The sequence below is a fragment of the Paractinoplanes rishiriensis genome (genome assembly GCF_016862375.1).
Taxonomy (GTDB): Bacteria; Actinomycetota; Actinomycetes; order Mycobacteriales; family Micromonosporaceae; genus Actinoplanes; species Actinoplanes rishiriensis.
In genome coordinates, this window is the sequence record NZ_BOMV01000069.1 from 12,193 (window position 1) to 36,497 (window position 24,305).

Consider the following 24,305-nt stretch of genomic DNA (forward strand, 5'->3'; position numbering starts at 1 on the left):
CGGCGAGCTATCCATTCCTCGAAGGAGATCCCTTTGACTGCCACCGTACTGCCCACCCGCGCCGACACCATTCAGCACCGTTTCGAGCGCTACCACGCCGAGCACCCCGAGGTGTTCGCCCGGCTAGAGCGCATGGCCGGCGAATGGTTCGACCTCGGCCACCCCGCCGTCAGCATCGGCATGCTGTGGGAAGCGATGCGCTGGCTCACCGGCACCAGCTCGGTCGAGCCGATCCGCCTCAACGACCACTACCGCTCCCGGTACGTCCGCATGCTGATCGACAAGCACCCGGACTGGGAGGCCCGGTTCCGCGTCCGCGAGCTGCGCACCGCGTGAAGCTCACCCCCCGCGGACCGGAAGTCGACGCTGTCGTCCGGCTGCTGGAGGACGACAGCTACGCCAGCGCCGAGGCGCTCGCCAGGGCCATCATCAAAACCGTCGCCGACGAGCTGGATCTGCGCGACTGGTACGCGCTGACGCACCGCTGGCGGGACGGAACGCGTGGCATTAACTGGGGGCCGTTCGCGTCCCCCATCGAGGCGTTGCGTGTCGCCGAGTACATCGGCGCAGGGCAGTTCGGCGCGGTCAAGCTCTACAGCCCCGGCGTCTTGGTCGCCAACGCCAAAGGCCGCAAGAACACCGCCGGCTACTGCCGCCGCCCCGAGTGCGGGCACGCGCCGTTCCTGCATCTGATGGCCGGCTCCGGCCGCGGCGGGTGCGGCCTGTCCAGTTGCGGCTGTCCTCGCTTCACCAAGTAGCGGGCCGCCGCCCTTGCCCTGGCCCGCCACGAGCGGGCCGTTGCTCATGCCCGACCACGAGGAGACCCCTTCGTGACGAACGAGCCGGCTGATCTCGATCAGCTTCCCGCGCTCATCTCCGTTCCCCTGGCCGCCAAGATCCTCGGCCTCGAACGATCCTCCGCGTACCGCTACGCCGCAGCCGGAGAGCTTCCCATCAAGCGCCTCGGCGGACGCGTGTACGTCATCACCGCCAAGATCCGCCCCCTGATCACCGGCCAGGACGAGCCGGTTCCGCTGCAACCACCGCGATAGGAAGGAAGTGAATGGCACGCCGGAAAACCCAGGACGCCGCAGACGGCGCCGGCAAGAACGATCGAGGCCCAGTCCCCAAGGTCAAGGGCCTCACCATCTACCAGCGGCGGAACAAGTGGTCGTTCACGCTCTACGGCGAGCCGGACACGCTCACCAAGAAGCGAGAAAGGCACAACCGCGGCGGCTTCGGCAGCGAATGGGAGGCGTTCGACGCCGCAATGCTGCTGAAGGCCAAAATCGCCACCGGCGAGGTCGTCAAACGGCTCCAGCCCGCCACAGCAACGGTCGACGAGGTCATGCTGCTGTGGCTGGAGACCATCAAGCCCGTGGTCAAGCCCTCCACGTACGCGAACTGGACGGTCAACTACGAGGCGTACGTCTGCCCGATGATCGGTCATCACCGATTCCGGGACGCAGACGTTCTCGTCCTCAACGCCTTCTACAAGCGGTTGAGCGAGGAGGGCCGGCGCAAGCCGGACAACATCACGGCGATGTACCACTATTGGAAGGAGAACGCGCACCTCCGCGACGGCCAAGGACCCACCTCGGCAGAAATCGCCAAGGCGTGCGAGGTCACCATCTACGCCGCCAAGGCCGCCCTAACGAAGTTCCGGCGCGGCCGAGTCCCGACACCGCAGCCGCCCGGTCTCGCCCGCAAGTCGATTAAGAACATCCACGACATGTTGTCACTCGTTTGGGTGGACGCGATCGGCTGGGGCTACGCGGTCAGCAACGCCACAACAGACGCCAAGCTGCCCCGCGATCCGAACGGGCGCAGGAACAGGCAACGCCAGATGCCATGGACCCTCGACCAGCTCACACGTTTCCTGGCCTTCGCGATGAAGGACCGATTCGCCGCCATGTGGGTGCTGGAGGCGACGACCGGCATGCGCCGCTCGGAGCTGGCCGGTGTCGACGAGTACCGACTGGACCGGGAAGAGAAGCTCCTTCATGTCCGTGACACCCGGGTCGTGGTCAACGGTGTTGCTGTCGACTCCGACGGCAAGAGCGAGGCTGGCTGGCGGACCATCTCTCTGGACGACTTCACGCTCGAAGTGCTGGATCTCCACCTGGAGATGCTCACCCGCGAGCGTGAGGAGTTCGGCGAGGGCTACCACCACACCGGCAAGCTGTTCGTCTGGCCGGACGGGCGCCTCCCACACCCGGACACCTTCACCCGCCGCTTCAACTGGCTGGTTGACCAGGCCGGACTCCCGCCGATCGAGCTGCACGACATGCGGCACGTCTATATCACCCTCGCTCGGGTGCTGGGTGTGAACCGCAAAATCCTGGCCGATCGAGTGGGCCACGCCAACGAGACCGTGACCGACACCATCTACACGGACAAGACCACCGGCCATGACCGGGAGGTCGCGGACGTGGTTGCTGGCGCGATTCGCACTGCGCTACAGCAAGCGGCCTGAACGACCGCGGTTTACTACCACTTTTACTACCATGATCGACCCGCGTGTCCGTTTAGGTACGGAAAAGGCCCTCGAACCTGTCCGGTTCGAGGGCCTTCGTCCAGTAGCGGGGACAGGATTTGAACCTGCGACCTCTGGGTTATGAGCCCAGCGAGCTACCGAGCTGCTCCACCCCGCGTCGGTAGAACAAGGATACCCCGTCGCCCACCGGTGCTGTCGGGCGGCCCGGCAACCGCGGTCTGACCAGCGGAATCAGGCATCACAGTAGGATCCGCCAGGTGAGCGCCGACGCCCTCGATCAAGCCTGGCGCGCGCACGCCCCGGCGATGCGCGGCGTGCTGGCCCGGCGGTTGAACGATCTCGACCGGGCCGAGGAGGCGCTCCAGGATGCCGTCGCCGAGGCTCTCCGACGGTGGCCGGCCGAGGGGGTGCCCGGCAATCCGGCGGGCTGGCTGGTCACCACCGCCTGGCGCAAGGCGCTCGACCGGATCCGGCGGGAGGCCACCGGGCGGGAGAAGCTGGCCGTGCTGGCCGCCACGCCGCCCGAGGACCCCACCGGGGACGACCGGCTGGCGCTGCTGTTCGCCTGCTGCCATCCGGCGCTGCCGGAGCCGGCGCAGATGGCGCTCACCCTCAACGCCGTGGCGGGGCTGCCGGCCGAGGCGATCGCCGCCGCCTTTCTGCTGCCGCCGGCCACCATGGCGCAGCGGCTGGTGCGGGCCAAGCGGCAGCTCCGGGAGCGCGGCGTGCGTTTCGAGGAGCCGCCGCCGGAGGAATACCCGGCGCGGCTGCGGGCCGTGTTGGCGGTCATCTACCTGATCTACAACGAGGGATTCCTGGCGCCCACCCGCGACCTCGCGCACGAGGCCGTCGACCTGGCCCGTCAGCTGGCCGGCCTGATGCCGGCCGAACCGGAGGCCGCCGGCCTGGCCGCACTGCTCGAACTGCACGAGTCGCGCAGTGCGGCCCGGCTGGACGACGCCGGCGGTCTCGTTCTGCTCGAGGACCAGGATCGCGCCGTCTGGGACCGTACGCTCATCCATGCCGCACTGACCCGCCTGGCCCGCGCCGCCGGACGTGATCGCCCCGGTCCCTATCAGCTGGAAGCCGCGATAGCGGCGCAGCACGCGCTGGCACCGGCCTATCCGGACACCGACTGGCCGGCGGTGCGGCGCCTCTACGACCACCTGCTCGTGCTGCGCCCCACCCCGGTCGTCCTGCTCGGCCGGGCAGTGGCCACCGGTTTCGTCGACGGCCCGGCCACCGCCCTGGCCGAGGTGGACGCGTTGGCCGAGCGGCTGGACGGCTACCGTCTCTGGCACGCCACCCGCGCCGACCTGCTGCGCCGCCTGGGCCGCACCGCGGAGTCGGTCGAGGCGACCCGCCGCGCCCTGGCCCTGGCCACCAACCCCGCCGAACGCGACCTCCTGGCCCGGCGGCTGGCCGAGGCTACCGCTCCAGCAGCGGCCGCACCTCGACCCGATCCCCCAGCCTGATGCCGGGCCACCCCGCGGCGACCGCCACCGCGTCGTCGATGTCATCGGCCTCCATCAGGATGAAGCCGCCGACGACTTCCTTGAGTTCCAGGTACGGCCCGTCGGTCACGGTCGGCTTCCCGTCCGCCCCCGGCCCCACCGTCTTGGCCGTCTTCGAGTGCTGCAGCTCGGCCCCGCCCTCGACGAGCTTCCCGGCCGCCGCCCACTTCTCCCACCAGGCGGTGACCTCCTCCATCAGGGCGGCACCCTGCTCCTCGTCAAACCAGTGCGTCTCGTCCCCGGTCAGGATCATGACGTAGCGCATCGCGTTTTCCTCCGTGCTAGACGTTCCGTTGCCAGCCTGACGATCGGCACCGGGTCTCGATCGACACAACGGCGGCATTGCACCCGAGAAATTTCGCGGGTGATGGGGAAACATCATCACCCGGCCAATCCGCGCTGGACCGCCGGTTCGAGCAGCGACAATCTCCGCTGCTGGGCATCGAGTTCGACGCGGACGCCGACCGGCATCGGCAGGTTGGGGCCGGCATGCCCGAAATCGACGTTGCCGAGGACCGGGATGTCACGGTCGCCGAGGACATCGAGCACAATCTCGGACAGGGTCGGCGCCCCGAGTCCATCGATCGCGCGCGGGACTCCCACCACCATGCCGGCGATGCGATCGAGGATCCCGCTGTGGCGCATGACCTGCAGATAGCTCCACACGTGCGAGGCGTGGCCGCCGATCTCCTCCCAGAACAGCACCGCACCGTCGAACCACTCGATCGGCAACGCGAAGCGGGTCGCCTGCGCCAGCACGATGCGATTGATCACCGCGCCGACCAGCCGCCCTTCGGCATGCCCGGCACGCCAGCATTCCCACGACGAGCCGCCCGGCAGTGCGCCGATCGCCTCGGTGCTGGTCAGCAGCTTGGCATAGAGCTGCTCGAGCTCCGCTCGCCGGGCCGCCGGCGCATCCTGCCAGTGCCCGCCGAAGCCCGGGGTGGCCATGTCGGCGTGGAACCCGACCAGGCCCGTGCGCGCGTAGAGCACCAGATGCAACAGCGAGATGTCGCTGTAGCCGAGGATCGGCTTGGGGTCGGCCCGGATCGCCTCGACGTCGATGAGGTCGAGATAGCCGAGCGCATTCTGGCCGCCGTCGTTCCCGACGATCGCGCGCACCTCAGGATCGCGCAGCAGCCCGTTGAGCTCCTCGGCGATCTCCGCCGGCGTACCCGCGCCCCACCAACGTCCGCGCCCGACCTCGAGCAGCGGTGCCCGGCGAACACGAAATCCCATTCCCTCGAGCACGCCGGCGGCCAGTTCGACGTTGCGTTCATACTCGGCCGGAAGCGGCCCGGACAGCGCCGCGATAACGACAAGATCTCCGGCCCGCAGCGCACGCGGTCGAAGCAGTCGAGGAAGCCCGGAATCAGTCATCAGCGCAATCTCCCGCCATCGGGCGGCCGGGCTGCCCAGCATGGCACCCCGGCCCCCGAATCAAAGTGGATCGGTATCAAGTGGATGAGCATCGGCGGATCAGTGTCGACGAGTTCCGCGCCGGAACGGCCCGCGACCGCCGCGACAACTGCCCTGCTTGAGCCATCCGGCCATCCGCCGGCGGCGTCGCTCAGCGGCCGTATTGGCCCACCGCCCGCCAACGGGATGCGAGACAGCCGCGGGACCATGCCCGAGCGCCAGCACCCGACTGACCCGAACCGGCATCCGCCGAACAAACCGAACCGAGGTATCCCCGGTCAAAGCACGAAAGGACCAGGCCACATCAAAGAGTCGTACGAATTCGTTTTCGCTCACCAATAAAGCCGTTCTGCTGCGACGTTGAATTCCGCGCACGGCAAAAACGCCGACCAGCAGCCCGCGCGTCACCACGGCCCACCACCCGGCCCACCCATGCGGGACCTTCACTCAAACCGTCAGCAGCGGTACAACGGCCCATCCCCTCAAGCGCAACAACGCCCGAAACCTAGTTCCGCCCCACCCCCACCGCAACCACTTTTACGGCCGCCCGGCCGCACCGCAGGAATGTTCGCCCCCCGAGTCCGTGGCGAAGCCCAGTAGCGCCCCCAGGCCCAGTAGCGCCCCCAGGCCCAGTACCCAGGAACTCGCGCAGTACCTCGGCCGGCTGCTCGCCGCCGAACGCCGAACCAAGGGAACCCGGCGGGACACCCGAGCCTTGACCTGCTTCTACCAGGCACTTCTCGTGCTCATCTGGTTCCGCAAAGCGGAGGATCTGACCCTGCTGGGCGCCGGTTTCGGCATCTCCAGGCCCACTACCGCTACCGCGATGAAGGCGTCGCCGTGCTCCCCGCTCAGGCCCAGAACCTGCACACCGCGCTACGCAGAGTCGCCGACGACGGCCGGTCGTACGTCATCCTCGACCGCAAGCTGTTCGACTGCGACCGGCTGACCGAGACGACCATCAGCGTCAAAGGCGAAACCATCGACGCCTGGTACTCCGGAAAGCACCGGGACTTCGGCGCGAACATTCAAGCCGTCATGCGCCCGGACGGGCTACCGATCTGGACCTCCGCCGCGATGCCCGGGCATCCGCATGACACCAGCTGCGCCCGCCAACTGCGCCTACAACCGGCTCCTACACGGCCTGCGATGGCAAGCCGAACGCGGCTCGTCGGATCGGCGATATCGTCGCCGCTGCACTGCACCTGACCCACTTCGAATACAAATACCTATCCAGATCTTGTTGAGATCAGGTCAGTAGCGCACCCCTGCCGAGTAGCGCACCCGTGCCGAGTAGCGCACCCGTGCCGAGTAGCGCACCCGTGCCGAGTAGCGCACCCCTGCCGAGTAGCGCACCCCTGCCGAGTAGCGCACCCCTCGCCCCGTGGGGGTTTCCGGGGGCTCGGCCCCCGGAGCAGACATGCGAAGAGGGGGCTACGTCCGCGCTTTCTGCGGACATAGCCCCCTCCACCTCGTAGCGGGGACAGGATTTGAACCTGCGACCTCTGGGTTATGAGCCCAGCGAGCTACCGAGCTGCTCCACCCCGCGTCGGCTCGTTAACACTAGCGCAACCCGGAGGCCGCCTGCAAAACGGCCCCCGGGTCACGCGCGTCACGTTGTCAGCCGCCGCTCGGGGTGGCTGACGGGTTGGCTGCGGCCGGCGCCGAGGGCGGGGCCGAACCGGACGGTGCGGGTGTCGGCGTGGTGGCCGAGTTGGAGGCGCGCTGCGCGTTCTGGTATTTGGTCATCGCGGCGTCCAGGGCGGCCAGCGCCTCGCCGTACTTGGCGAAGTCACCGGACTGCTGTGCGGTGCGGACGTTCGTGATGGCCTGGTCCAGTTCGGCCGCGGCCTGGGCCAGTTGGGTAGGCAGGTTGGGCGGTGGCGGCTGGGTGCCGGTGTTGCCCTGGTTGCCGGTCTGCCCCTGATTACCGGTCTGACTCTGATTACCGGAGTTCTTGCCCTGGTTGACGAGGTCCTGTAGGCCCTGCCGGAGGTTGTCGGCCAGCACCACGTAGCTGCCGCCGTCGCCGTACGACATCAGGATTTTCTGCAGCAGCGGGGCCGCGTTGTCCTGGTTGCCGGTCTTCACGTAGACCGGCTCGACGTACAGGATCCCGTCCTTGACCGGCAGTGAGATCAGGTTGCCGTACAGCACCTGGGCCTGACTGTTGCTGGTCGAGAGCAGGCTGAGCTGCTGCCGGATGCCGGCGTTGTTGGTCATCCGCTGGTGGACCTGGACCGGCCCGGGGATGGCTGTCTGGTCCGGCAGGGTCAGCACCTGGAGCTTCGGTTCATTGTCGACGTACGAGCCGGACACCAGCGCCGCCAGGTTTTCCCGGTTGAGCGGTGTCACGCCCGCGGTCAGCTGGAACCTGGTCTGCTCCTGCTCGGGCAGTTGCACGTTCAGGTAGAACGGCGGCTGCTTCACGTTGCTCTGCGGCGCGTCCGGAGCGTTCGGCACCTGCCAGAAGTCCTGGCCGGTGAAGAACGCCCGCGGGTCGGTGACGTGGAACTTGGTGAGCAGGTTGCGCTGCACCTTGAACAGGTCCTGCGGGTAGCGGAAATGATCCTCGAGCGCCGCCGGCGTCTCCGCCTTCGGGGTGATCAGGTCGCCGCCGAAGGCCTGGTTCCACGCCTTGAGGACCGGGTCCTTGGTGTCGAACTCGTAGAGCTTGACCGTGCCGTCGTACGCGTCGACCGTGGCCTTGACCGAGTTCCGCATGTAGTTGACGTCGTCCCGGGCCAGCGCGAACTGCCCCTGCCCGGTGAGCTCGTCGCGGGTCTCGTTGGCCAGGTTGATCTTTTGCGCGTACGGGTAGGTCTTGGCCGTGGTGTAGCCGTCCAGGATCCAGACGATCCGCCCGTCCACCGCGGCCGGGTACGGGTCGCCGTCCATGGTCAGGAACGGTGCCACCTTTTCCACCCGGGAGCGCGGGTCCCGGATGTACATGAGCTTGGACTTGCTGTTTACCCGATCGGAGAGTACGAAGTTGCTCTCGGTGTTCTTGATGGCGAAGACCAGCCGGCGGAAGAACGAGCCGATCGGCACGCCGCCCTGACCGGTGTACGTGTACAGCAGTTCCTCGGCTTCGGCGTTGTCCTCCTGCGGCCGGTCGAACTCGACGTGCGAGTTTTCGTTCTCCTGGCCGACGATCGCGTACTCGGTGGACTGTTCGCCGTAGTAGATGCGCGGCTGCTGCACCGCGATCTCCTCGGTGGCCGCGGAACAGCCCGGCGGCCGGTCCTCGCCGAGGAAGCCGGAGACGAAGTACGGCAGACCGCCGCAGACCACCTGGTTGGCCGGCGCCGCGACCAGGCCGTACCCGTGCGTGTAGACGGTGTGCCGGTTGATCCAGTTGCGCTGCTGCGGGCTCAGCTTGTCGTCGTTGATCTCCCGGGCGCCGACCACGTAATCCGCGGTCCGGCTGTTGATCGTGTACCGGTCGACGTCGAGCTTCTGGCCGAAGTCGTAGAAGCCACGGGACTGCTGCGACTGCGTGAACGCCTGCGACACCAGCTGCGGGTCGACCAGCCGGGCGTTCTGCGCGCTGGTGTCCTCGGCCAGTGTGGCCGGCGGGGTCACGTTGTTCGCCCGGTACTGGGCTATCTCCGTGTTCGTCAGCCCGAACGCCGCTCTGGTCGACTCGATCGACCGCTGGATGTACGGCGCCTCCTTGTCGGCCAGGCTGGGCTTGACCGAGAAGTTCTGCACGGCGAGCGGGTAGATGCCGCCGATCGCCACCGCCGAGATCGCCAGCAGGGCCAGCGACACACCGGGCCAGACCAGGTTGCGCATGCCCGCGTTGGAGAACACGATGATCGCGATCGCCACCACGACCGAGATGTACGCGAGGATCTCCTTGGCCGGCAGCAGTGCGTTCACATCGGTGTAGCCGGCGCCGTACAGGCCCGGCGACACGTGCTGCTCGAGCAGCAGGGCACGCCGGTCGAGCACGTACGCCACCGCCTTGAGCAGAACGAAGAGCGCCACCAGCGAGGTGAGGTGGGCCCGCGCGGCGGTCGTCATGCGGTCGCCGACGCCCTGGAGGCGTACGCCGCCAAAAATGTAGTGGACCGCGAGCGCGCCGAGCACCGAGAGCACCACCGCGGTGAAGGCCACACCGAGCACGTAGCGCCACAGCGGGTAGTCGAAGATGTAGAACCCGATGTCCACCTTGAACTCGGGGTCGACCTCGCCGAATTTCTGCGAGTTCTGGAAGAGCAGCCACTCCTGCCAGCGGCCCTGTGCGGACAGTCCGGCGAAGAAGCCGATGACCAGGCAGACCACCGTGATCCAGGTGCCCAGGCGCGGGGCCAGGACCATCCGGTAGCGCTCGAGGGTGGCCTGTTCGGCGGAGTGCGGCCGCAGCAGCGGGCGCAGCCGGTAGGCGAGATAGAGGTTGCCCGCGATGATCAGAGCGACCGCCGTACCGACGATCACGAACAGCAGCAACCGGGTGAGCAGCTTGCCGGAGAAGACGCTGACCTTGTCGACCTCTTGGAACCACAGATAGTCGGTGTACGCGTCGATGCCCCAGCCGAGCAGCGTGAAAAGAAGGAAGACCCCGACCAGGACGCCGACGGTCACGCGACCGCGTCGGCTCATCCTTGGAAGAGGACTATTTCGCATGACCAACGTGGTCTCCACACTTCATTCGGGCCGGCCGGTGTCTCACATTACGACATCTGTCACGACGCCGAGCACGGCTTCGGGGTGCCACCAGCAGTGAAGGTCTTGAGCGCGGTGAGGGCGTCGTCCACCGTGGCCACCTCGGCCATCGTCAGGCCCGGCACCGCGTTCTTCACCGCCTCGGCACAGTTGTCCTTCGGGACGAGGAAGAGTTTTGCGCCGGCCGATTTGGCACCGACGAGCTTCTGCGGGATGCCACCGATCGGGCCGACCTTGCCGGCGTCGTCGATCGTGCCGGTGCCCGCGATGATCTTGCCGCCGGTGAGGTCCTCGGGCATCAGCTTGTCCATGATCCCGAGGGTGAACATGAGGCCCGCGCTCGGCCCGCCGATCTTGTCGAGATCGATCTTGACTTCGAACGGGTGCGGCTGCTTGGTGTCGATCTCGATGCCCAGCCGCGGCGTGTTGTCGCCGTCCGCGGCCTTGGTGGTGATCTTGGCGCTGCCGGCCTTGCCAGCCCGGGTGTACGCCACCGTGAACGTGGTGCCGGCCGGCTTGGCCCGGACCAGCTCGGTCAGCTTGCCGGGGGACGTGATCGCGGTGCCGTCCACCGCGGTGATCACGTCATCCGCCGCCAGCAGCCCGGTCGCGGCGCTGCCGTCACTGAGCTTCTTGACATATGTCTGCACGGGGTAGCCCAGCTTGACCAGGGCCACCGTTACCGCGCTCTCCTGCGAATCGGTCCATTCCTGCGCGTTCTGCTGCTCGACCTGCTTTTCGGTCTGGTCCGGCGGATAGATCAGCGCACGCGGAACCACGGCTTCCCTGTCACTGAACCAGCTGCTGATCGCCCAGACCAGCTCGACCTGCGACTGCACGTTGACCGTGGTGAGCCGGAGCTGCCCGGCCGACGTCGTGGTCTTCGTATCCGTCACCTGGATCACCTCGGTGCCGTTGCTGGAACCGAGAGTGTTCACCGTCGGACCCGGCTTCAGCACGACGTACGGCAGCGGCGCCGCCATGACACCGACTGCCAGCAGAGCGGTGAGCAGGGCGCCGAGGATTACCGTGACACCGCGACGTCTCATGCGCGTGAGACTATCGCCTGAGTCTGAGTTCTCTCTGAGCTGACACCGCCATCCGTCCACCGGGTGCGATTCGCGCGTACGGTTAAGACGTGCCTGATATCCCGTTCGGCTTCTCCCTGCCGGGCGCCCAGCCGCCCGACCCCTCCGACCCGCAGCAGATGCAGCAGTTTATGGCGCAGCTGCAGCAGATGTTCGCCGGCCCCGGCAGTGGCCCTGTCAACTGGGACCTGGCCCGGCAGGTCGCGGCCAGCCAGCTGTCCGCGACCGGCGACCCGTCGGTGACCATGTATGAACGCCACCACGTCGAGGAGGCCCTGCGCCTCGCCGACCTGTGGCTCGACCCCGCCTCCGCGCTGCCCAGCGGCATCCGGGTGGCCGCCGCCTGGAATCGCAACGAGTGGATCTACAACACCCTCGACGTGTGGAAAAAGCTGTGCGACCCGATCGCGGGCCGCATGGTGGGCGCCATGGGTGACCTGGTCCCCGAGGAGGCCAAGGCCCAGCTCGGTCCCATGCAGTCGATGGTCGCCACGCTCGGCGGCGCGCTCTTCGGCGGCCAGTTGGGCCAGGCGCTGGGCCAGCTCGCGGCCGAGGTGCTCTCGGCCGGCGACATCGGCCTGCCGCTGGGCCCCACCGGCACGGCCGCCCTGGTCCCGGCCAACATCAAGGCCTACGGCGAGGGCCTGGAGCTCCCCGAGGATCAGGTCCGCCTCTACGTGGCCCTGCGCGAGGCCGCCCACCAGCGCCTGTTCGGCCACGTCCCGTGGCTGCGCGCGCACGTGCTCACCGCGGTGGAGACCTACGCGAACGGCATCACGGTCAACCGCGAGGCCATCGAGGAGGCGATGAGCCGCGTCGACCCGAGCGACCCCGAGTCGATGCAGGCCATGGCCCTCGAGGGCATCTTCACGCCCGAGGACACCCCGCAGCAGAAGGCGAGCCTGGCCCGTCTGGAAACGGCGCTGGCCCTGATCGAGGGCTGGGTGGGCCACGTGGTCGACCACGCCGCCGGCGACCGTCTCCCCAGCGTGGCCGCGCTGGCCGAGGCCTTCCGCCGCCGCCGCGCCGCGGGTGGTCCCGCCGAGCAGACCTTCGCCGCACTGGTCGGCCTCGAACTCCGTCCCCGCCGCCTCCGCGAGGCCGTGGCGCTGTGGCAGGCCGTGACCGACCACCGGGGCATCCAGGGCCGCGACGCGCTCTGGGGCCACCCCGACCTGCTGCCGACGGACGAAGACTTCGCCAATCCGCAGGCGTTCGCCCAGAGCAGCCTGGACTGGGACATCAGCGAACTGGACAAACTAGAAGAAGGTGGCCTCGAAAAGGGCGAAGACGACGAAAAGTGACGGGAGGTGGTCGGTTCCGCTTCTTTGGAGGTACGGGAACCGACCAGTCCCGTGACACACGGCGACCTGGCTCTACCGGCTGGCCACCGGCTGATCAGCCGCCGAGCAGTGCCCGCGTGTTGTCCCAGCCTTCGAGCCCCATGTCCAGCGAGGCCAACTCGGCCGGCCCGCGCAGCCGCCGCCACTCGGCCGTCGACGTGACGTCGCCCGGGCTGGGCGCGGTCTTGCGCAGCAGCGACGCCGAGGCACTGTCCAGGTCGTGGTCGGCCAGCCAGGACGGCGCCGGCAACCCCGCGGCCACGCCCAGCAGCCCGTTCCCCCGCCCGCCCGCGGCCACCGCGACCGGCCGGCCGTCAAGCGGCTGCAAAAGCTTGCCAAGAATCATCCCCGGCACGTCAGCCGCATCCGCCGCAAGCACCGCCGCCTGCTCAAACCCGTCCGCGGCCGCGGCCGCGAGCACCGGCAGATAGGTAGCGGTCGGCACCTCGTAGATCCGCATCCCCGGCCAGGCAATCTCCTCGGCCAGCTTCAGATCAGCGGCCGTAGCCGCAATAGCCGCCTCGGCCTGAGCCAGCCGAGCCAGCAGGTCGACGACATCCTCGGCAAGCGCGGCCCGCCAGTCCCCAAGCGCCACCCCGGGCGGACTCCACCCCACCGGCACCAACAACGCCACCACAACCCGCCGAACCACTCGCCAACCCTACGACCCCCACCCCACTCACTCCGCGCCGGATGGCACGGCGGTCGGCGTTGCCGCTCATATGCGGCCGAGCCGACGGCGGCGGCGGGGTCGGCCTGCCCGCGTTGCAGCTCAGCCCGGATGCGGGCGGCACGGGCTGGGGACGGCACCCAGGCCGCCCGGAGCACCGGTGACCTGGCCTCGCCCGTACTTTCTCAGGAAAGCGTGACCGTCAGTCGTCGGCCAGCACGAGGCCGGTCGCAGCCGAGATGCCTTCGAGGTAGCCTCGCGCGCGCTCGGCCTTGGGATAGCGGCTGACCAGGTCCCAGAAGCGGGCGTTGTGGCTCGGGACCACCAGGTGGGCCAGCTCGTGCAGGAGCACGTAGTCGATCACCCAGTCGGGCATCTCCTGGATGCGGTGGGAGATGCGGATCGTGCCGTCGTCGGGGGTGCAGGAGCCCCAGCGGCCGTTCTGGTTGGTCACCCAGCGGACGCTCGCCGGGACCACGTCGGAGGCGTGGTCGGGCAGGTAGCGGGTGGTCAGGCGCCGGGCCCGGGCCAGCAGCTCGTCGTCGGTGCGACGGATGCGTTCCTCGCGGGCGGCCAGGCGGGCGAGCATGCGCTCGACCCACTCGGTTTCCTCGGCCCGGGAGAAACGGTCGGGGATGAGCACGACCACGCGTTCGCCATCCCGATATGCGGACACCGTGCGACGCCGGCGCTGGCTGCGCCGCACTTCGACGACAGGCTTGCGCGTCCGGGCCATTACCGGCTCGCGCGGCCCAGATTCGGGTTCACGTTGAGACGCTAATCGGTGAGACCCATGTCACCGCAAGAGTACCGCCGACTACGCCTGCCAGATTTGTGCGCTTCGTCCCGGTATAACCGAAAAAATTTTCCACAGCCGCAACATCGACTGCAGCGCGCCAACCTAGCGCACCACGAGAAGCTGCCAAGAACGTGGGCAACGTCCGTTTTCAACCACTTTGCCGGTAATTCCCGGCGTGTTTAAGGGTAACTTCGCGAAAAGGGCGATTTCTCCCGGCACACTCACGTCGTCGGCGACACCGTCGACGCTGCGCTGACATGGAACACGCCTGACCTGGGTAGTGACCTGACCGCCCCATGCGGGAGGCCACATCCACGTGGTCGCGGAGCGGTCCAGCGCCAGAACACAGCTCGCGGCCTGCCGCCGCGAACAGGCATCGGGCCCACCCGGCCGACGACATGACGAGGAGGAACCGTGGCCGACAACACGTACAACGGCTACTGCGTGAAGTGCAAGGAGAAGCGCGACTTCCAGGGGACCGTCGAGGTCTCGAAGACCGGCATGAACATGGCAAAGGGCAAGTGCCCGGTGTGCGGCACCACCGTGAACCGGATCCTCGGCAAGGCCAAGGCCTGATTCACGCGAACCGGGGAGGGCAGTTCGCCCTCCCCGGCGCTTTCCGGCCTCCACCCATAACCGTGTTCGAGTCGACACGTTGAGTGAGTGTGGATAACGGGAGCAGCCTGTGGATAACTCCCGCATAGCTGTGGACAACCCGCTTCATGGGCTCCGTTCGCCTGTGGACAACTAATCCACTCCGCATCGCTCCGGTGACAACCTGTCATCGTGAACCGCCCCATCCTGATTCCCGGCCTGCCCCGCGCCTGGCGTGGCCCGGGTGAGCTGCAACTCGGCTCCGACCCGGCCCGCGCCCTAGTGCTGCGGCTGCCCGACCCGCGCACCGCCCGGGTCCTCGACCTGCTCGACGGCCATCGCACCGAGCGGTTGGTGCTGCTCGGAGCGGCCGAGCTGGGCGTTTCGGCGGACGACTGCCGGGCCCTGGTCGGCACCCTGCTCAGCGCCGGCCTCGCGCTGCCGGCCACCGCGCTGCTCCCCCGCACCATCCCGCCCGGCGCCCGCGAACGACTGGTCGGCGAGGCGGCGGCCATCGCACTTCGCGGCTCGCGCACCTCACCCGCTCACCGGCTGCGACGCCGGGCCACGTCCCAGGTGGTGATCGTCGGGCGCGGCCGGCTCGGCGCGGGCATCGCGGTGGCACTCGCCGAGGCGGGCGTCGGACATGTGCGGCCCGATCTTCCGGGTCTCGTGGGTCGCGACGAGCTGGCCGGCGGTCCGCTGCGCGGCACCGACGTCAATCGGCCCCGGCGGGAGGCGATCATCGAGGTCATGTCACGCGCCGCGCCGGAGATCACTTCGGGCGTACGCCGCGGCGCCGCGAGCCTGGTCGTGCAGCTCGACCCGGACGAGCCGGCCAACCTGCTGGCGGCCGCGCACGCGGCCCGGGAGCAGCCGCATCTGGCCGTCACGATCCGGGACGCCGCGGTGGTGATCGGGCCGTTGGTGGGTCCGGCGGGAGCGCCGTGTCTGCATTGCCTCGACCTGCACCGCCGGGAACGGGACGCGGAGTGGCCGGGTCCGCCGGCCCGGCTCGGCGGGGCGGAACCGTGCGCGGTGGCGACACTGCTGGCGGCGACCGGTTACGTGGTGGCCGAGGTGCTGACGTTTCTGGACGGCGGTAAACCGGAAACGACAGGCGCGACGGTCGAGATCACGGCACCCGGGCGGGTGCGCCGGCGGACGTGGCCGCCACATCCGGAGTGCCCGTGCGGCCATCGGCCTGGAAAATCGGCACGCGTGGGCAGCGGTTGATGATCGGACTTTGCGGCTTATTGCTGGACGAAGACGACGCCACCTGGGGGATGACCGGCGATCCGTCGGTCACAATGATCTGGTGAGCGACATACCGCGCCGGGCCGCGTCCCGTACCGCGAAACTGGCCGCGCTTCCCCTGGGGTTCGCCGGGCGCACGGCGCTCGGGCTGGGCAAGCGTGCCGTCGGGATCGCCACCGAGGTCATCTCCGAGGACATCCAGCGGCGCACCGCCGAGCAACTGTTCAGCGTGCTGGGCCAGCTCAAGGGCGGCGCCATGAAGTTCGGGCAGGCGCTCTCGGTCTTCGAGGCGGCGCTGCCCGAGGAGATGGCCGGGCCGTACCGGCAGGCGCTGACCAAGCTCCAGGAGGCGGCCCCGCCGATGCCCGCGGCCAGCCTGCACCGGGTGCTCGCCGAGCAGTTGGGCGAGGACTGGCGGGACCAGTTCGCCGAGTTCGACGACAGCCCGGCCGCCGCGGCCAGCATCGGCCAGGTGCACCGCGCGGTCTGGAAACTGCCGCCGGCCCGCCGGAACGCCAAACCCAAGACCGTCGAGGTGGCCGTCAAGGTCCAATACCCGGGTGCGGGCGACGCCCTGCTGGCCGACCTCAAGCAGCTCTCCCTGCTGGCCGGCATGTTCAAGATCATCCAGCCGGGGATGGACATCAAGCCGCTGCTGGCCGAACTGCGGGCACGGATCACCGAGGAACTGGACTACGCCATGGAGGCGGAGACCCAGGAGGCGTTCGCGGCCGCGTTCGCCGGCGACCCCGAGATCCACGTGCCCCGGGTGATCGCCTCGTCCCCGCGGGTGCTGGTCACCGAGTGGGTCGAGGGCACCCCGCTGGCCAAGGTGATCACCGACGGCACGCCCGAGGAACGCGACGAGGCCGGCCGCCTGATGGCCACCCTGCACTTCTCGGCGCCGGCCCGGGCCGGGCTGCTGCACGCCGACCCACACCCGGGCAACTTCCGGATCCTGCCGGACGGCCGGCTCGGGGTGATCGACTTCGGTGCGGTGGCCCGGTTGCCCGGCGGCCACCCGGAGCCGATCGGGCGGCTGGTCCGGCTGGCGCTGGCCGGCGACGCCGAGGCGGTCGCCGACGGGCTGCGCGAGGAGGGCTTCATCAAGCCGGACGACGAGATCGACGCCGAGGCGGTGCTCACCTTCCTGCGGCCCATGATCGAACCGCTGGCGGTGGCGAAGTTCCGGTTCACCCGGGCCTGGCTGCGCGGCGAGGCGACCCGGCTGGCCAGTCCACGCTCCCCCGCGTACCAGCTCAGCCGGAAGCTCAACCTCCCGCCCTCCTACCTGCTGATCCATCGGGTGACGCTGGGCTCGATCGGGGTGCTCTGCCAGCTCGAGTCCGAGGCACCGTACCGGGAGATCGTCGAGAAATGGCTGCCCGGGTTCGCACCGGCCGAGTGATCCAGTCCGGCGCGGCCATGATTCGATGAGCGGATGGACGCCTCCGCGCACATCGACGACCTGGCCGGCTTCATCTCGGCGGCGCCGAGTCCCTACCACGCGGTGGCCGAGGTGGCCCGCCGCCTGGGCGAGGCCGGCTACACCGCGCTGGACGAGACCGCCGACTGGCGCGAGTCGATCGTCCCGGGTGCCCGGCTGGTCGTGGTCCGCGACGGCGCGGTGATCGCCCTCGCGATCCCGGACACCGCCGGCCCCGGCACCCCGTTCCGGATCGTCGGCGCGCACACCGACTCGCCGACCTTCCGGCTCAAGCCGCAGCCCGCGGCCACCTCGCACAACTGGCGCCAGGCGATGGTCGAGATCTACGGCGGCCCGATTTTGTCCACCTGGTTCGACCGGGAACTGGAGTTCGCGGGCCGGCTCGTGCACCGCGACGGCGGCGTCCACCTGGTGCGGACCGGACCGTTCGCGCGCATCCCGCACCTGGCCATTCACCTGGACCGCGAGGTCAACCAGTCGTTCGCGCCGGACAAGCAGCGCGACGTCCAGCCGATCTTCGGGGTGTCCGGCCCGGACATCCTCACCCACCTGGCCCGGATCGCCGGGTTCGAGGCCGGCGACGTGCTGGGCTTCGACATCGTCACGGTCGACGCCGCAGCGCCGGCCCGGTTCGGCGCCGACAACGCGCTGTTCGCCGCCCCCCGGCTGGACAATCTCTCGTCGGTGCACGCCGGGCTGCTCGCGCTGCTGGCCGCCGAGCCCACCGCCGCGATCGCGGTGCTGGCCGCGTTCGACCACGAGGAGGTCGGCTCCGAGACCCGCTCGGGCGCGGCCGGCCCGATGCTCGCCGACGTGCTGGACCGGGTCACCGCCGGGCTGGGCGGCAACGACCGCGGTGACCTGGCCCGTGCCCTCGCCGGGTCGTGGTGCCTGTCCGCGGACGCGGGGCACGGCGTACACCCGAACCGGCCGGAACGGCACGACCCCACCCACCGCCCGCTGGTCGGCGGCGGACCACTGCTCAAGGTCAACGTCAACCAGCGGTACGCCACCGACGGGCTCGGCACCGCGCTGTGGGCCCGCGTCTGCGCCGCCGCGGACGTCCCGTTCCAGGAGTTCGTCTCGAACAACGCGATCCCGTGCGGCACCACGATCGGCCCGATCACCGCGACCCGGCTGGGCATCCCCACCCTCGACGTCGGCATCCCGCTGCTGTCCATGCACTCGGCCCGCGAGTTGTGCCAGGTCGACGACCCGGGCCGGCTGGCCGCCGCGGCCGCCACCTTTCTGAGCGGCCGGGAATAGACAGACGGAGGGCCCGTCCGCTGCCGCGGACGGGCCCTTGTTCAAGGAAGTTGTTCAGTACCGCACACCGCCGAGTTCGCGGGAGGCCCGGTGGTGGGCCTGCATGGCTACCTGGCGAGCGGGACGGTGCGCCTCAGGTGTGTAGTCACGCTGAGGCCGACGCATTCGCGCCCGGGACAACGCTTCTTGGATGAGTCTCATTTTCGTGGCTCCGTTGCTGGTCATATCGATACTCGGCTTTCGGTTTCGGATGTCGGACGGGACGGTGGTCACTTCTCAGGCCGCCAGGCGGACCGAACTGCGGGAGTCGAGACCGTTAGCGGCGAGCCGCTCCTCGACCTCGACGGCCAACTCGGCGTCGCGCGCCACGTCGACCTTGCGCGGACGCCCCCGCGGCCGCTTGCGCGGAACCACGGCACCGCGCTCGAAGATCTCGCCGCCCCAGACACCCCAGGGCTCGTTCCGCTCGACCGCGCCGGCCAGGCACTCGACGCGCAGCGGGCAGTCCCCGCAAAGCGACTTCGCCAGTTCCAGCTGGGCCGGGGAGTCCGAGAACCACAGGTCCGGGTCGAACTTCCGACAGGGCAGGTTTGCCTCGAACTCGACGCTCACGTCGATCGGGGCCAGCGCCAGACTCATAAAGCCCGGTCACCTCTCTCTTCTCATCGATCTTCTGGATCGCCGTACAGGTCGTGCACCCGGCCGGTGAGCCGGCAAAAAATTAAGGCCGCGGATCCCATTTCTGGGTTCCGCGGCCTCGAGGTGAGCCGGAGGTCTGAGTTTGTCAGACCGGCCTTCCTCGAGGCGGGACACCGCTGCCACCATCCGCGTAGCGCTTCGTGGAGACACTGGTGCCGTTGAACCCGGTGGTGCCATTGATCCCGTTGGTAAGCGTCAGGGCCTGGGCCAGCTCGGCCTGGACCTGGACCTGGTGCGCCCACGAAACCCGAGCCAGTTCGGCAGCCAGGATGGCTACCGGCCGGACTGCCTGGGCCGAGATCAGAGCCCGCTCCACGGCCGGGACTGCCACCGGAGCGGCGGCGGGAACCAGCGTGAGGGCGGACGGAGCGCAGGCAGGGGTCAGCGGCGCAGACGGTCGCTTCATCGTGTAAATCTCCATCGTTGCCACCTCCTCCATCGCCTAGCACTCGAAGTGTTTAACCCCAGCAAGCAGGCCGCTCGCCTGGGTGTGCAATGAGGCTATGCCTGCCCTACGCGGCAGGGCAAACGAATTAACGGACTAGTTTTCAAAGATTTTTCCGGCGAGCTCATCGGGTGTGGCGCCGCTCACCAGAGCGACGACCGCTTCGCCGTACTGGCCGAGCTTGCGCGGGCCGATCCCGGCAATCGCCAGGAGGTCGGCCGGCGTGGCCGGGCGGCGCTCCGCCATGGCCAGCAGAGTGGCGTCGGTGAATACCACGTACGCAGGCACTTTCAGCCCCGCGGCGGTGCGCGAACGCCATTCCAGGAGGCGGGCGTGCAGGTCCTCGTCGAGGTCGGACGGGCAGGTCGGGCAGCGGCCCAGCTTGCGGTCGGCGCCGGCCAGCAGGGTGGCACCGCAGATCCGGCAGGACGTGACCTGCGGGCGCCGCCGGTCGGGTTTCCGACTCCGGTCACTGGCCCGCTCAGTCGGCGAGTGGCGCTCCAACTGGGGCAGGAAGCGGCAGGGCCGGCGCGCCCGGCCACTGGCCGACCGCATCTGGCCGTACGAGAGCCACAGCCACTGCCGGGCCCGGGTGACCCCGACGTAGAGCAGGCGGCGCTCCTCCTCGAGCTGGTCCGGGGTTTTCGCGTACGTGGTCGGCAGGGTCCCGTCGGCGAGCCCGACCAGGAAGACCGCGTCCCACTCCAGGCCCTTGGCCGAGTGCAGTGAGGCGAGCGTCACACCCTCGACCGTCGGCGCGTGCTGCTGCTCGGCCCGGCGGGCCAGTTCGTCGTTGAAGGCCGACAGCGACACGTCCCGCTGAACCCGGCCGCCGTCGCCGATCGGCACCAGCGCGGGCTCGCGGGCGTATTCCTCGGCGAGTCCGACCAGCGCGGCCAGCGCCTCCCACTGTTCGCGGGCCGCGCCACCGGACGGCGGCTGCTCGCGCGACCAGCCGGTGGCGGCGAGCCCGTCGACCACGGCCTGCACCAGCGGGGTCTCGCCGGGCGTGGAGCGCACCGCGGCGCGCAGCGCGATCATCGCCTGCCGGATCTCGGTGCGCTCGAAGAACCGCTCGGCGCCGCGCACCACGTACGGCACCTCGGCCGCGGCAAGCGCCTCCTCGTAGGTCTCGGACTGCGCGTTGATCCGGAACAGGACGGCGATCTCGCTGGCCGGGGTGCCGGTCGCGATCAGCTCGCGGCAACGCCGGGCCACCGCGGCCGCCTCGGCCGCCTCGTCCGGAAAGATCTTGAGCTCGGGCTCGGCGCCGGGCGGGCGCTGCCCGACCAGTTCCAGCCGCAGCCGGGCCTCGCTGCCCCGGGCCTGCCGGATCACCGCGTTGGCCAGCCCGACCACCTGCGGGGTGGAGCGGTAGTCGCGGACCAGGCGGATCACCACGGCCTCGCGGCGCTGCCGGGGAAAGTCGATGAGGTACGACGAGGTGGCGCCGGTGAACGAGTAGATCGTCTGGCTGGCGTCGCCGACCACGGTGATGTCGTCCCGGCCGCCCAGCCAGGCGTCCAGCAGGCGCTGCTGGAGCGGGTTGACGTCCTGGTACTCGTCGACGACGAAGTGCCGGTACTGCGCGCGGATCTGCTCGGCCACGTCGGGGTGCTCGTCGATGCCCCAGACCGCGGCGCGCAGCATGTCCTCGAAGTCGATCACGCCCTGGCGGCGCTTGAGAGTCTCGTACGCGGCGAAGACCTCGGCCACCAAGGCCGGCTCGAACGGCGGCTCGCGCAGCGCCTTGGCCGCGGCCACCGGGTATTCGCCGGGCTCGACCAGCGACGATTTCGCCCACTCGATCTCGCTGGCCAGGTCGCGCGCGCCGGTGCGGTCGGCGCGCACACCAGCCCGGGCCGCGGCCAGCCCGACCACCCGGGCCTTGCTCTCCAGCAACTCGGGCATCTGGCGGCCGTCGAGCAGCCGGGGCGCGAAGTACCGCACCTGGCGCAGCGCCGCGGCGTGGAACGTGCGCGCCTGCACCCCGGTGGCGCCGAGCGCGGTGAGCCGGGCGCGCATCTCGGCCGCGGCCCGCGCCGTGAACGTCACCGCCAGCACGTGCCGGGGGCTGACCTCGCCGGTGAGCGTGCGGTAGGCGATGCGGTGGGTGATCGCCCGGGTCTTGCCGGTGCCCGCGCCGGCCAGGATGCACACCGGTCCGGCCGGTGCGGTCACCGCCGTCCGCTGCTCGGGGTCGAGCCCGGCCAGCACCGCATCAGTCCGCACGGTAGGGAATCATGGCACCTGGGTCCGACGTTATCTCGTAAGGCGTAGTGCCATGTGACCCGGCGGAAGGACCCCTGACCGATGTTGACCATGTACTCGACGTCCTGGTGCGGCTATTGCCACCGCCTCAAGTCGCAGCTTGACCGCGAGGGCATCGCCTATGACGTGGTGGACATCGAGCGGGACGAGGAATCGGCCCTGTTCGTCGAGGGTGTGAACGGCGGCAACCGGACCGTGCCGACGCTGCGGTTCGACGATGGATCGGCCCTGACCAACCCGACGATCGTCCAGGTCAAGGCGCATCTCGCCGCGCTCGCAACCTGATCTCACACCAGGGCGGCAGCCGCCGCTTCTTCCTCGGCCTCCGCGATGATCGCGTCCAACTCGCCGTCGCCGAGCGCGAGTTCGTCCGCCAGCGAAGCAAAAAGCAGCAGGTGTACGGCGACCAGCACGCTCGCGTCGATGTCGGCCAGCGGGACCGGCTCGCCGAGCGCGTCGCGCACCAGCATTTCGGCGTCGAGCGGCGGAAGGCCGGCCACCGAGTGCTCGTGCACCGCGGCCACCACGGTCCGGCTGATTTCGGCCAGCGGGCTGTCGGGCTCGAAGCGCTTCCGCACCAGCAGTCCGAAAGCGATACGCCACACCCGGCGTGCCGCGTCGTCCACCCCACCGGGCGGCGCCCCGAACCGGGCCGGCGTTTCGTCGCGAGCGGTGAGCCGCAGGTAGCGGCCCGCCTCGGTGCGGATCTGCCCCGAGCCGTGGATCGCCTCGGCCGGGAGGTGGCCGGAGAGATGCGGCGCCTCCTCCGGCGGGGTCTCAGCAGCGTCCCCGTTTGCGGCCGCGGGTTCCTGGTCGGCGGCCGCGTTCCGGCGGCGGCGCTTCTTCACATCGACCGCCGCCCGATCACCCGGTTGCGCGGCCGGTCGAACCGGGCCACCCGCTTCTCCGCCTGGTCGACCAGGGCCAGCAGCTCGGCCGGCGGCACGCCCGGCGGCCGGGCCAGGTCGCCGAGGACGTAGCAGACCAGCTCGAAGCGGCGCAGGTCGGGAAGGCCGGCCGCCAACTCGGGCTCACCGATCGCGGCCCGGATCGTCGCCTCGGTCTCCCGGGCCAGCTCGCCGCCGGCCGGCAGCAGCTGGTACTCGAGCAGGTCGCGCACGTAGCGGGTGATGTCGCGCGGCTCGCGGGCCACGAAGCTGCGGCGGACCGCCACGGTGAACAGCTCGCGCAGCAGCCGGACGGCGCGCGGCGAGTCACTGAGACGAGCCAGCGACCGCGCCGGGCTACCGTCCCCGAGTGCCTCGAGGATGAGCCTGCCAGCCGCGGTCGCCGCTTTGTCTAATGTACTGGTTTGTCGCACATCCGGACTTTAGCCGGGGTGCTACGGGATGAGAGCCGGAATGCTGGAGTCGAGCAGGCCGCGCTCCTTGAGCGCGCCGTACAGCGGGGTGGTCTCGGGGTAGTGGCCCCAGGCGTGGTCGCCGGAGCCGTCACCGGCGCCGCCGAGCAACTGCCGCTGCACCGGGTTGAAGCCGGACCACTCCGGGCGGCCGGGCAGGCCGGCGACGTCGTCGCGGCCGGCGATCCAGCGCCAGGTGTAGCCGAAGAACGCGCCGACCCGGGTCACCGGCGAGTAGTTGTCGGAGCGGGCGTGCCACAGGCGGCGGTCGAAGACGACCAGGTCGCCGGGGCTCGCGGTGATCTGCAGGGCGCCCTCGGGCGGTGGCCACGGCACGCCGCGGCTGGGCGGTCCGGGCAGCCAGTTGGTCTTGTGGCTGCCGGGCAGCACGGTGAAGTTGCCCCGGCCGGTCTCGCTCACGTCGGACAGCCAGTAGGCCAGTTTGACCGACATCGCCGGGCGCGGGTCGGTCTCCAGCTCGCGATTTTGCCGGCCGCCGTCCTGGTGCCAGTGCCACCAGTCCTTCTGCTTCTCGTGGATCTGCGGGTGGACGTCGATGTGCGAGTGGTAGACGTGCACGTTCCAGCCGAGCAGCGACCAGATGTACTTGAAGGCGATCGGGTGGTCGAGCAGGAAGGCGAGCTCGGGCAGCGTCGTCACGGCGGACAGCTGGTGCAGCGAACCGGTGCCGGTCAGTCCGTGACCGCCGGGCCGGCCGGCCCGCTCGAAGGCGCCGAGGATCGCGGTGCGGGCGATCTCGATCTCGCTGTCCGAGAGCACCCCGCGCACGACGAGGAATCCGTCCCGGTCGAACTGGACGCGTTCGTCGTCCGTCATGGGGGCCCACACGGGCGCTTCCACCTGCGTCATCGATCCCACCTCTCGATCTCTGTAACTCCGAGACGCAGCAGAGGCTCAAAATGGTTACTCGGGCCGGCAGAAAAGTGTTCTGCTTAGACAAAGTT

Annotated in this window: 24 protein-coding genes and 2 tRNA genes; 12 read left to right on the forward strand and 14 right to left on the reverse strand. The window is 69.6% G+C overall.

The features are described from left to right. The first annotated feature begins 33 nt into the window (after window positions 1-33). The 4 genes from Ari01nite_RS32055 (at window position 34) to Ari01nite_RS32070 (ending at window position 2,476) form a co-directional block, all read left to right on the forward strand. Window positions 34-336 carry a hypothetical protein gene (locus Ari01nite_RS32055; RefSeq protein WP_203785979.1) on the forward strand — a complete coding sequence of 101 codons (303 nt, stop codon included), beginning with the start codon at window positions 34-36 and terminating at the stop codon, window positions 334-336. Beyond that, window positions 333-758 (forward strand): hypothetical protein, encoded by a 426-nt coding sequence (locus tag Ari01nite_RS32060; protein ID WP_203785980.1) that lies wholly within the window; start codon window positions 333-335, stop codon window positions 756-758. The genes Ari01nite_RS32055 and Ari01nite_RS32060 overlap by 4 nt, the downstream gene beginning before the upstream one ends. 72 nt (window positions 759-830) lie before the next feature. Continuing rightward, window positions 831-1,052 carry a helix-turn-helix domain-containing protein gene (locus Ari01nite_RS32065; RefSeq protein ID WP_203785981.1) on the forward strand — a complete coding sequence of 74 codons (222 nt, stop codon included), beginning with the start codon at window positions 831-833 and terminating at the stop codon, window positions 1,050-1,052. 11 nt (window positions 1,053-1,063) lie between these two features. Further along, on the forward strand, window positions 1,064-2,476 hold the full coding sequence (locus Ari01nite_RS32070) for a site-specific integrase (protein WP_203785982.1): 1,413 nt from the start codon (window positions 1,064-1,066) through the stop codon (window positions 2,474-2,476). A gap of 104 nt (window positions 2,477-2,580) precedes the next feature. On the opposite strand, the gene Ari01nite_RS32075 is transcribed toward Ari01nite_RS32070, so the two are convergent. Continuing rightward, a tRNA-Met gene (locus Ari01nite_RS32075) sits at window positions 2,581-2,654 on the reverse strand. Between the two features lie 100 nt (window positions 2,655-2,754). Between Ari01nite_RS32075 and Ari01nite_RS32080 the strand changes: the two genes are divergently transcribed. Then, window positions 2,755-3,972, forward strand: coding sequence for an RNA polymerase sigma factor (locus Ari01nite_RS32080; protein ID WP_239163215.1), 1,218 nt, complete (start codon window positions 2,755-2,757; stop codon window positions 3,970-3,972). Here the strand turns inward: Ari01nite_RS32080 and Ari01nite_RS32085 are convergent. Continuing rightward, window positions 3,926-4,276, reverse strand: a complete 351-nt coding sequence (locus Ari01nite_RS32085) for a YciI family protein (RefSeq protein WP_203785983.1) — start codon at window positions 4,274-4,276, stop codon at window positions 3,926-3,928. The two genes, Ari01nite_RS32080 and Ari01nite_RS32085, sit on opposite strands and share 47 nt — an antisense overlap. A gap of 116 nt (window positions 4,277-4,392) precedes the next feature. After that, window positions 4,393-5,433, reverse strand: coding sequence for a S66 peptidase family protein (locus Ari01nite_RS32090; RefSeq protein ID WP_203785984.1), 1,041 nt, complete (start codon window positions 5,431-5,433; stop codon window positions 4,393-4,395). 837 nt (window positions 5,434-6,270) lie between these two features. On the opposite strand from Ari01nite_RS32090, the gene Ari01nite_RS50250 reads away from it, so the two are divergent. After that, window positions 6,271-6,639, forward strand: a complete 369-nt coding sequence (locus Ari01nite_RS50250) for a transposase family protein (RefSeq protein ID WP_239163216.1) — start codon at window positions 6,271-6,273, stop codon at window positions 6,637-6,639. Window positions 6,640-6,905: 266 nt separating this feature from the next. Here Ari01nite_RS50250 and Ari01nite_RS32105 read toward each other — a convergent pair. The 3 genes from Ari01nite_RS32105 to Ari01nite_RS32115 all read right to left on the reverse strand — a co-directional run bounded on the left by Ari01nite_RS32105 (window position 6,906) and on the right by Ari01nite_RS32115 (window position 11,150). Next, window positions 6,906-6,979: transfer RNA gene (locus tag Ari01nite_RS32105), tRNA-Met, on the reverse strand. Window positions 6,980-7,050: 71 nt separating this feature from the next. After that, window positions 7,051-10,038, reverse strand: coding sequence for a UPF0182 family membrane protein (locus tag Ari01nite_RS32110; RefSeq protein ID WP_203785986.1), 2,988 nt, complete (start codon window positions 10,036-10,038; stop codon window positions 7,051-7,053). Window positions 10,039-10,121: 83 nt separating this feature from the next. Continuing rightward, window positions 10,122-11,150, reverse strand: coding sequence for a YlbL family protein (locus Ari01nite_RS32115; protein ID WP_203785987.1), 1,029 nt, complete (start codon window positions 11,148-11,150; stop codon window positions 10,122-10,124). A gap of 89 nt (window positions 11,151-11,239) precedes the next feature. On the opposite strand from Ari01nite_RS32115, the gene Ari01nite_RS32120 reads away from it, so the two are divergent. Beyond that, window positions 11,240-12,493, forward strand: a complete 1,254-nt coding sequence (locus tag Ari01nite_RS32120) for a zinc-dependent metalloprotease (RefSeq protein ID WP_203785988.1) — start codon at window positions 11,240-11,242, stop codon at window positions 12,491-12,493. A 94-nt stretch (window positions 12,494-12,587) separates the two neighbouring features. Here the strand turns inward: Ari01nite_RS32120 and Ari01nite_RS32125 are convergent, their stop codons facing one another. Then, entirely contained in the window at window positions 12,588-13,184 is a 597-nt protein-coding gene (locus Ari01nite_RS32125; protein ID WP_203785989.1) for a hypothetical protein, read from the reverse strand. Window positions 13,185-13,404: 220 nt separating this feature from the next. Continuing rightward, complete coding sequence (locus tag Ari01nite_RS32130; protein WP_203785990.1) at window positions 13,405-13,938, reverse strand: M48 metallopeptidase family protein; 534 nt, start codon at window positions 13,936-13,938, stop codon at window positions 13,405-13,407. 477 nt (window positions 13,939-14,415) lie between these two features. Here Ari01nite_RS32130 and Ari01nite_RS32135 point away from each other — a divergent pair, with 477 nt between their 5' ends. From Ari01nite_RS32135 to Ari01nite_RS32150, 4 genes are all read left to right on the forward strand, one after another. After that, window positions 14,416-14,577: a DUF5679 domain-containing protein gene (locus Ari01nite_RS32135; protein ID WP_015625326.1), complete on the forward strand. Its 162-nt coding sequence runs from the start codon at window positions 14,416-14,418 to the stop codon at window positions 14,575-14,577. Window positions 14,578-14,787: 210 nt separating this feature from the next. Next, window positions 14,788-15,831: a TOMM precursor leader peptide-binding protein gene (locus Ari01nite_RS32140; RefSeq protein ID WP_203785991.1), complete on the forward strand. Its 1,044-nt coding sequence runs from the start codon at window positions 14,788-14,790 to the stop codon at window positions 15,829-15,831. A gap of 82 nt (window positions 15,832-15,913) precedes the next feature. After that, window positions 15,914-17,260, forward strand: a complete 1,347-nt coding sequence (locus tag Ari01nite_RS32145; protein WP_203785992.1) for an ABC1 kinase family protein — start codon at window positions 15,914-15,916, stop codon at window positions 17,258-17,260. Window positions 17,261-17,293: 33 nt separating this feature from the next. Beyond that, the gene (locus tag Ari01nite_RS32150; protein ID WP_203785993.1) at window positions 17,294-18,565 is read left to right on the forward strand and encodes a M18 family aminopeptidase; all 1,272 of its coding nucleotides are present in this window, start codon (window positions 17,294-17,296) and stop codon (window positions 18,563-18,565) included. Between the two features lie 276 nt (window positions 18,566-18,841). Here Ari01nite_RS32150 and Ari01nite_RS32155 read toward each other — a convergent pair whose 3' ends face one another. The 3 genes from Ari01nite_RS32155 to Ari01nite_RS32165 all read right to left on the reverse strand — a co-directional run bounded on the left by Ari01nite_RS32155 (window position 18,842) and on the right by Ari01nite_RS32165 (window position 21,941). Beyond that, the gene (locus Ari01nite_RS32155; RefSeq protein WP_203785994.1) at window positions 18,842-19,204 is read right to left on the reverse strand and encodes a WhiB family transcriptional regulator; all 363 of its coding nucleotides are present in this window, start codon (window positions 19,202-19,204) and stop codon (window positions 18,842-18,844) included. Window positions 19,205-19,349: 145 nt separating this feature from the next. Next, window positions 19,350-19,685, reverse strand: coding sequence for a hypothetical protein (locus tag Ari01nite_RS32160; RefSeq protein ID WP_203785995.1), 336 nt, complete (start codon window positions 19,683-19,685; stop codon window positions 19,350-19,352). 120 nt (window positions 19,686-19,805) lie between these two features. Continuing rightward, window positions 19,806-21,941 carry an ATP-dependent DNA helicase UvrD2 gene (locus Ari01nite_RS32165; RefSeq protein ID WP_203785996.1) on the reverse strand — a complete coding sequence of 712 codons (2,136 nt, stop codon included), beginning with the start codon at window positions 21,939-21,941 and terminating at the stop codon, window positions 19,806-19,808. Between the two features lie 81 nt (window positions 21,942-22,022). On the opposite strand from Ari01nite_RS32165, the gene Ari01nite_RS32170 reads away from it, so the two are divergent. Then, a complete protein-coding gene (locus Ari01nite_RS32170; RefSeq protein WP_203785997.1) occupies window positions 22,023-22,265 on the forward strand; it encodes a mycoredoxin in 243 nt (80 codons plus the stop codon). 2 nt (window positions 22,266-22,267) lie between these two features. On the opposite strand, the gene Ari01nite_RS32175 is transcribed toward Ari01nite_RS32170, so the two are convergent. From Ari01nite_RS32175 to Ari01nite_RS32185, 3 genes are read right to left on the reverse strand one after another with little or no spacing between them, the layout of a single operon-like run. Then, a complete protein-coding gene (locus tag Ari01nite_RS32175; protein ID WP_203785998.1) occupies window positions 22,268-22,828 on the reverse strand; it encodes a hypothetical protein in 561 nt (186 codons plus the stop codon). Beyond that, window positions 22,825-23,301, reverse strand: coding sequence for a hypothetical protein (locus tag Ari01nite_RS32180; RefSeq protein WP_203785999.1), 477 nt, complete (start codon window positions 23,299-23,301; stop codon window positions 22,825-22,827). Before Ari01nite_RS32180 ends, Ari01nite_RS32175 begins: the two co-directional genes overlap by 4 nt. A 21-nt stretch (window positions 23,302-23,322) precedes the next feature. Then, window positions 23,323-24,210 carry a phytanoyl-CoA dioxygenase family protein gene (locus Ari01nite_RS32185; protein WP_203786000.1) on the reverse strand — a complete coding sequence of 296 codons (888 nt, stop codon included), beginning with the start codon at window positions 24,208-24,210 and terminating at the stop codon, window positions 23,323-23,325. Window positions 24,211-24,305: the final 95 nt, after the last annotated feature.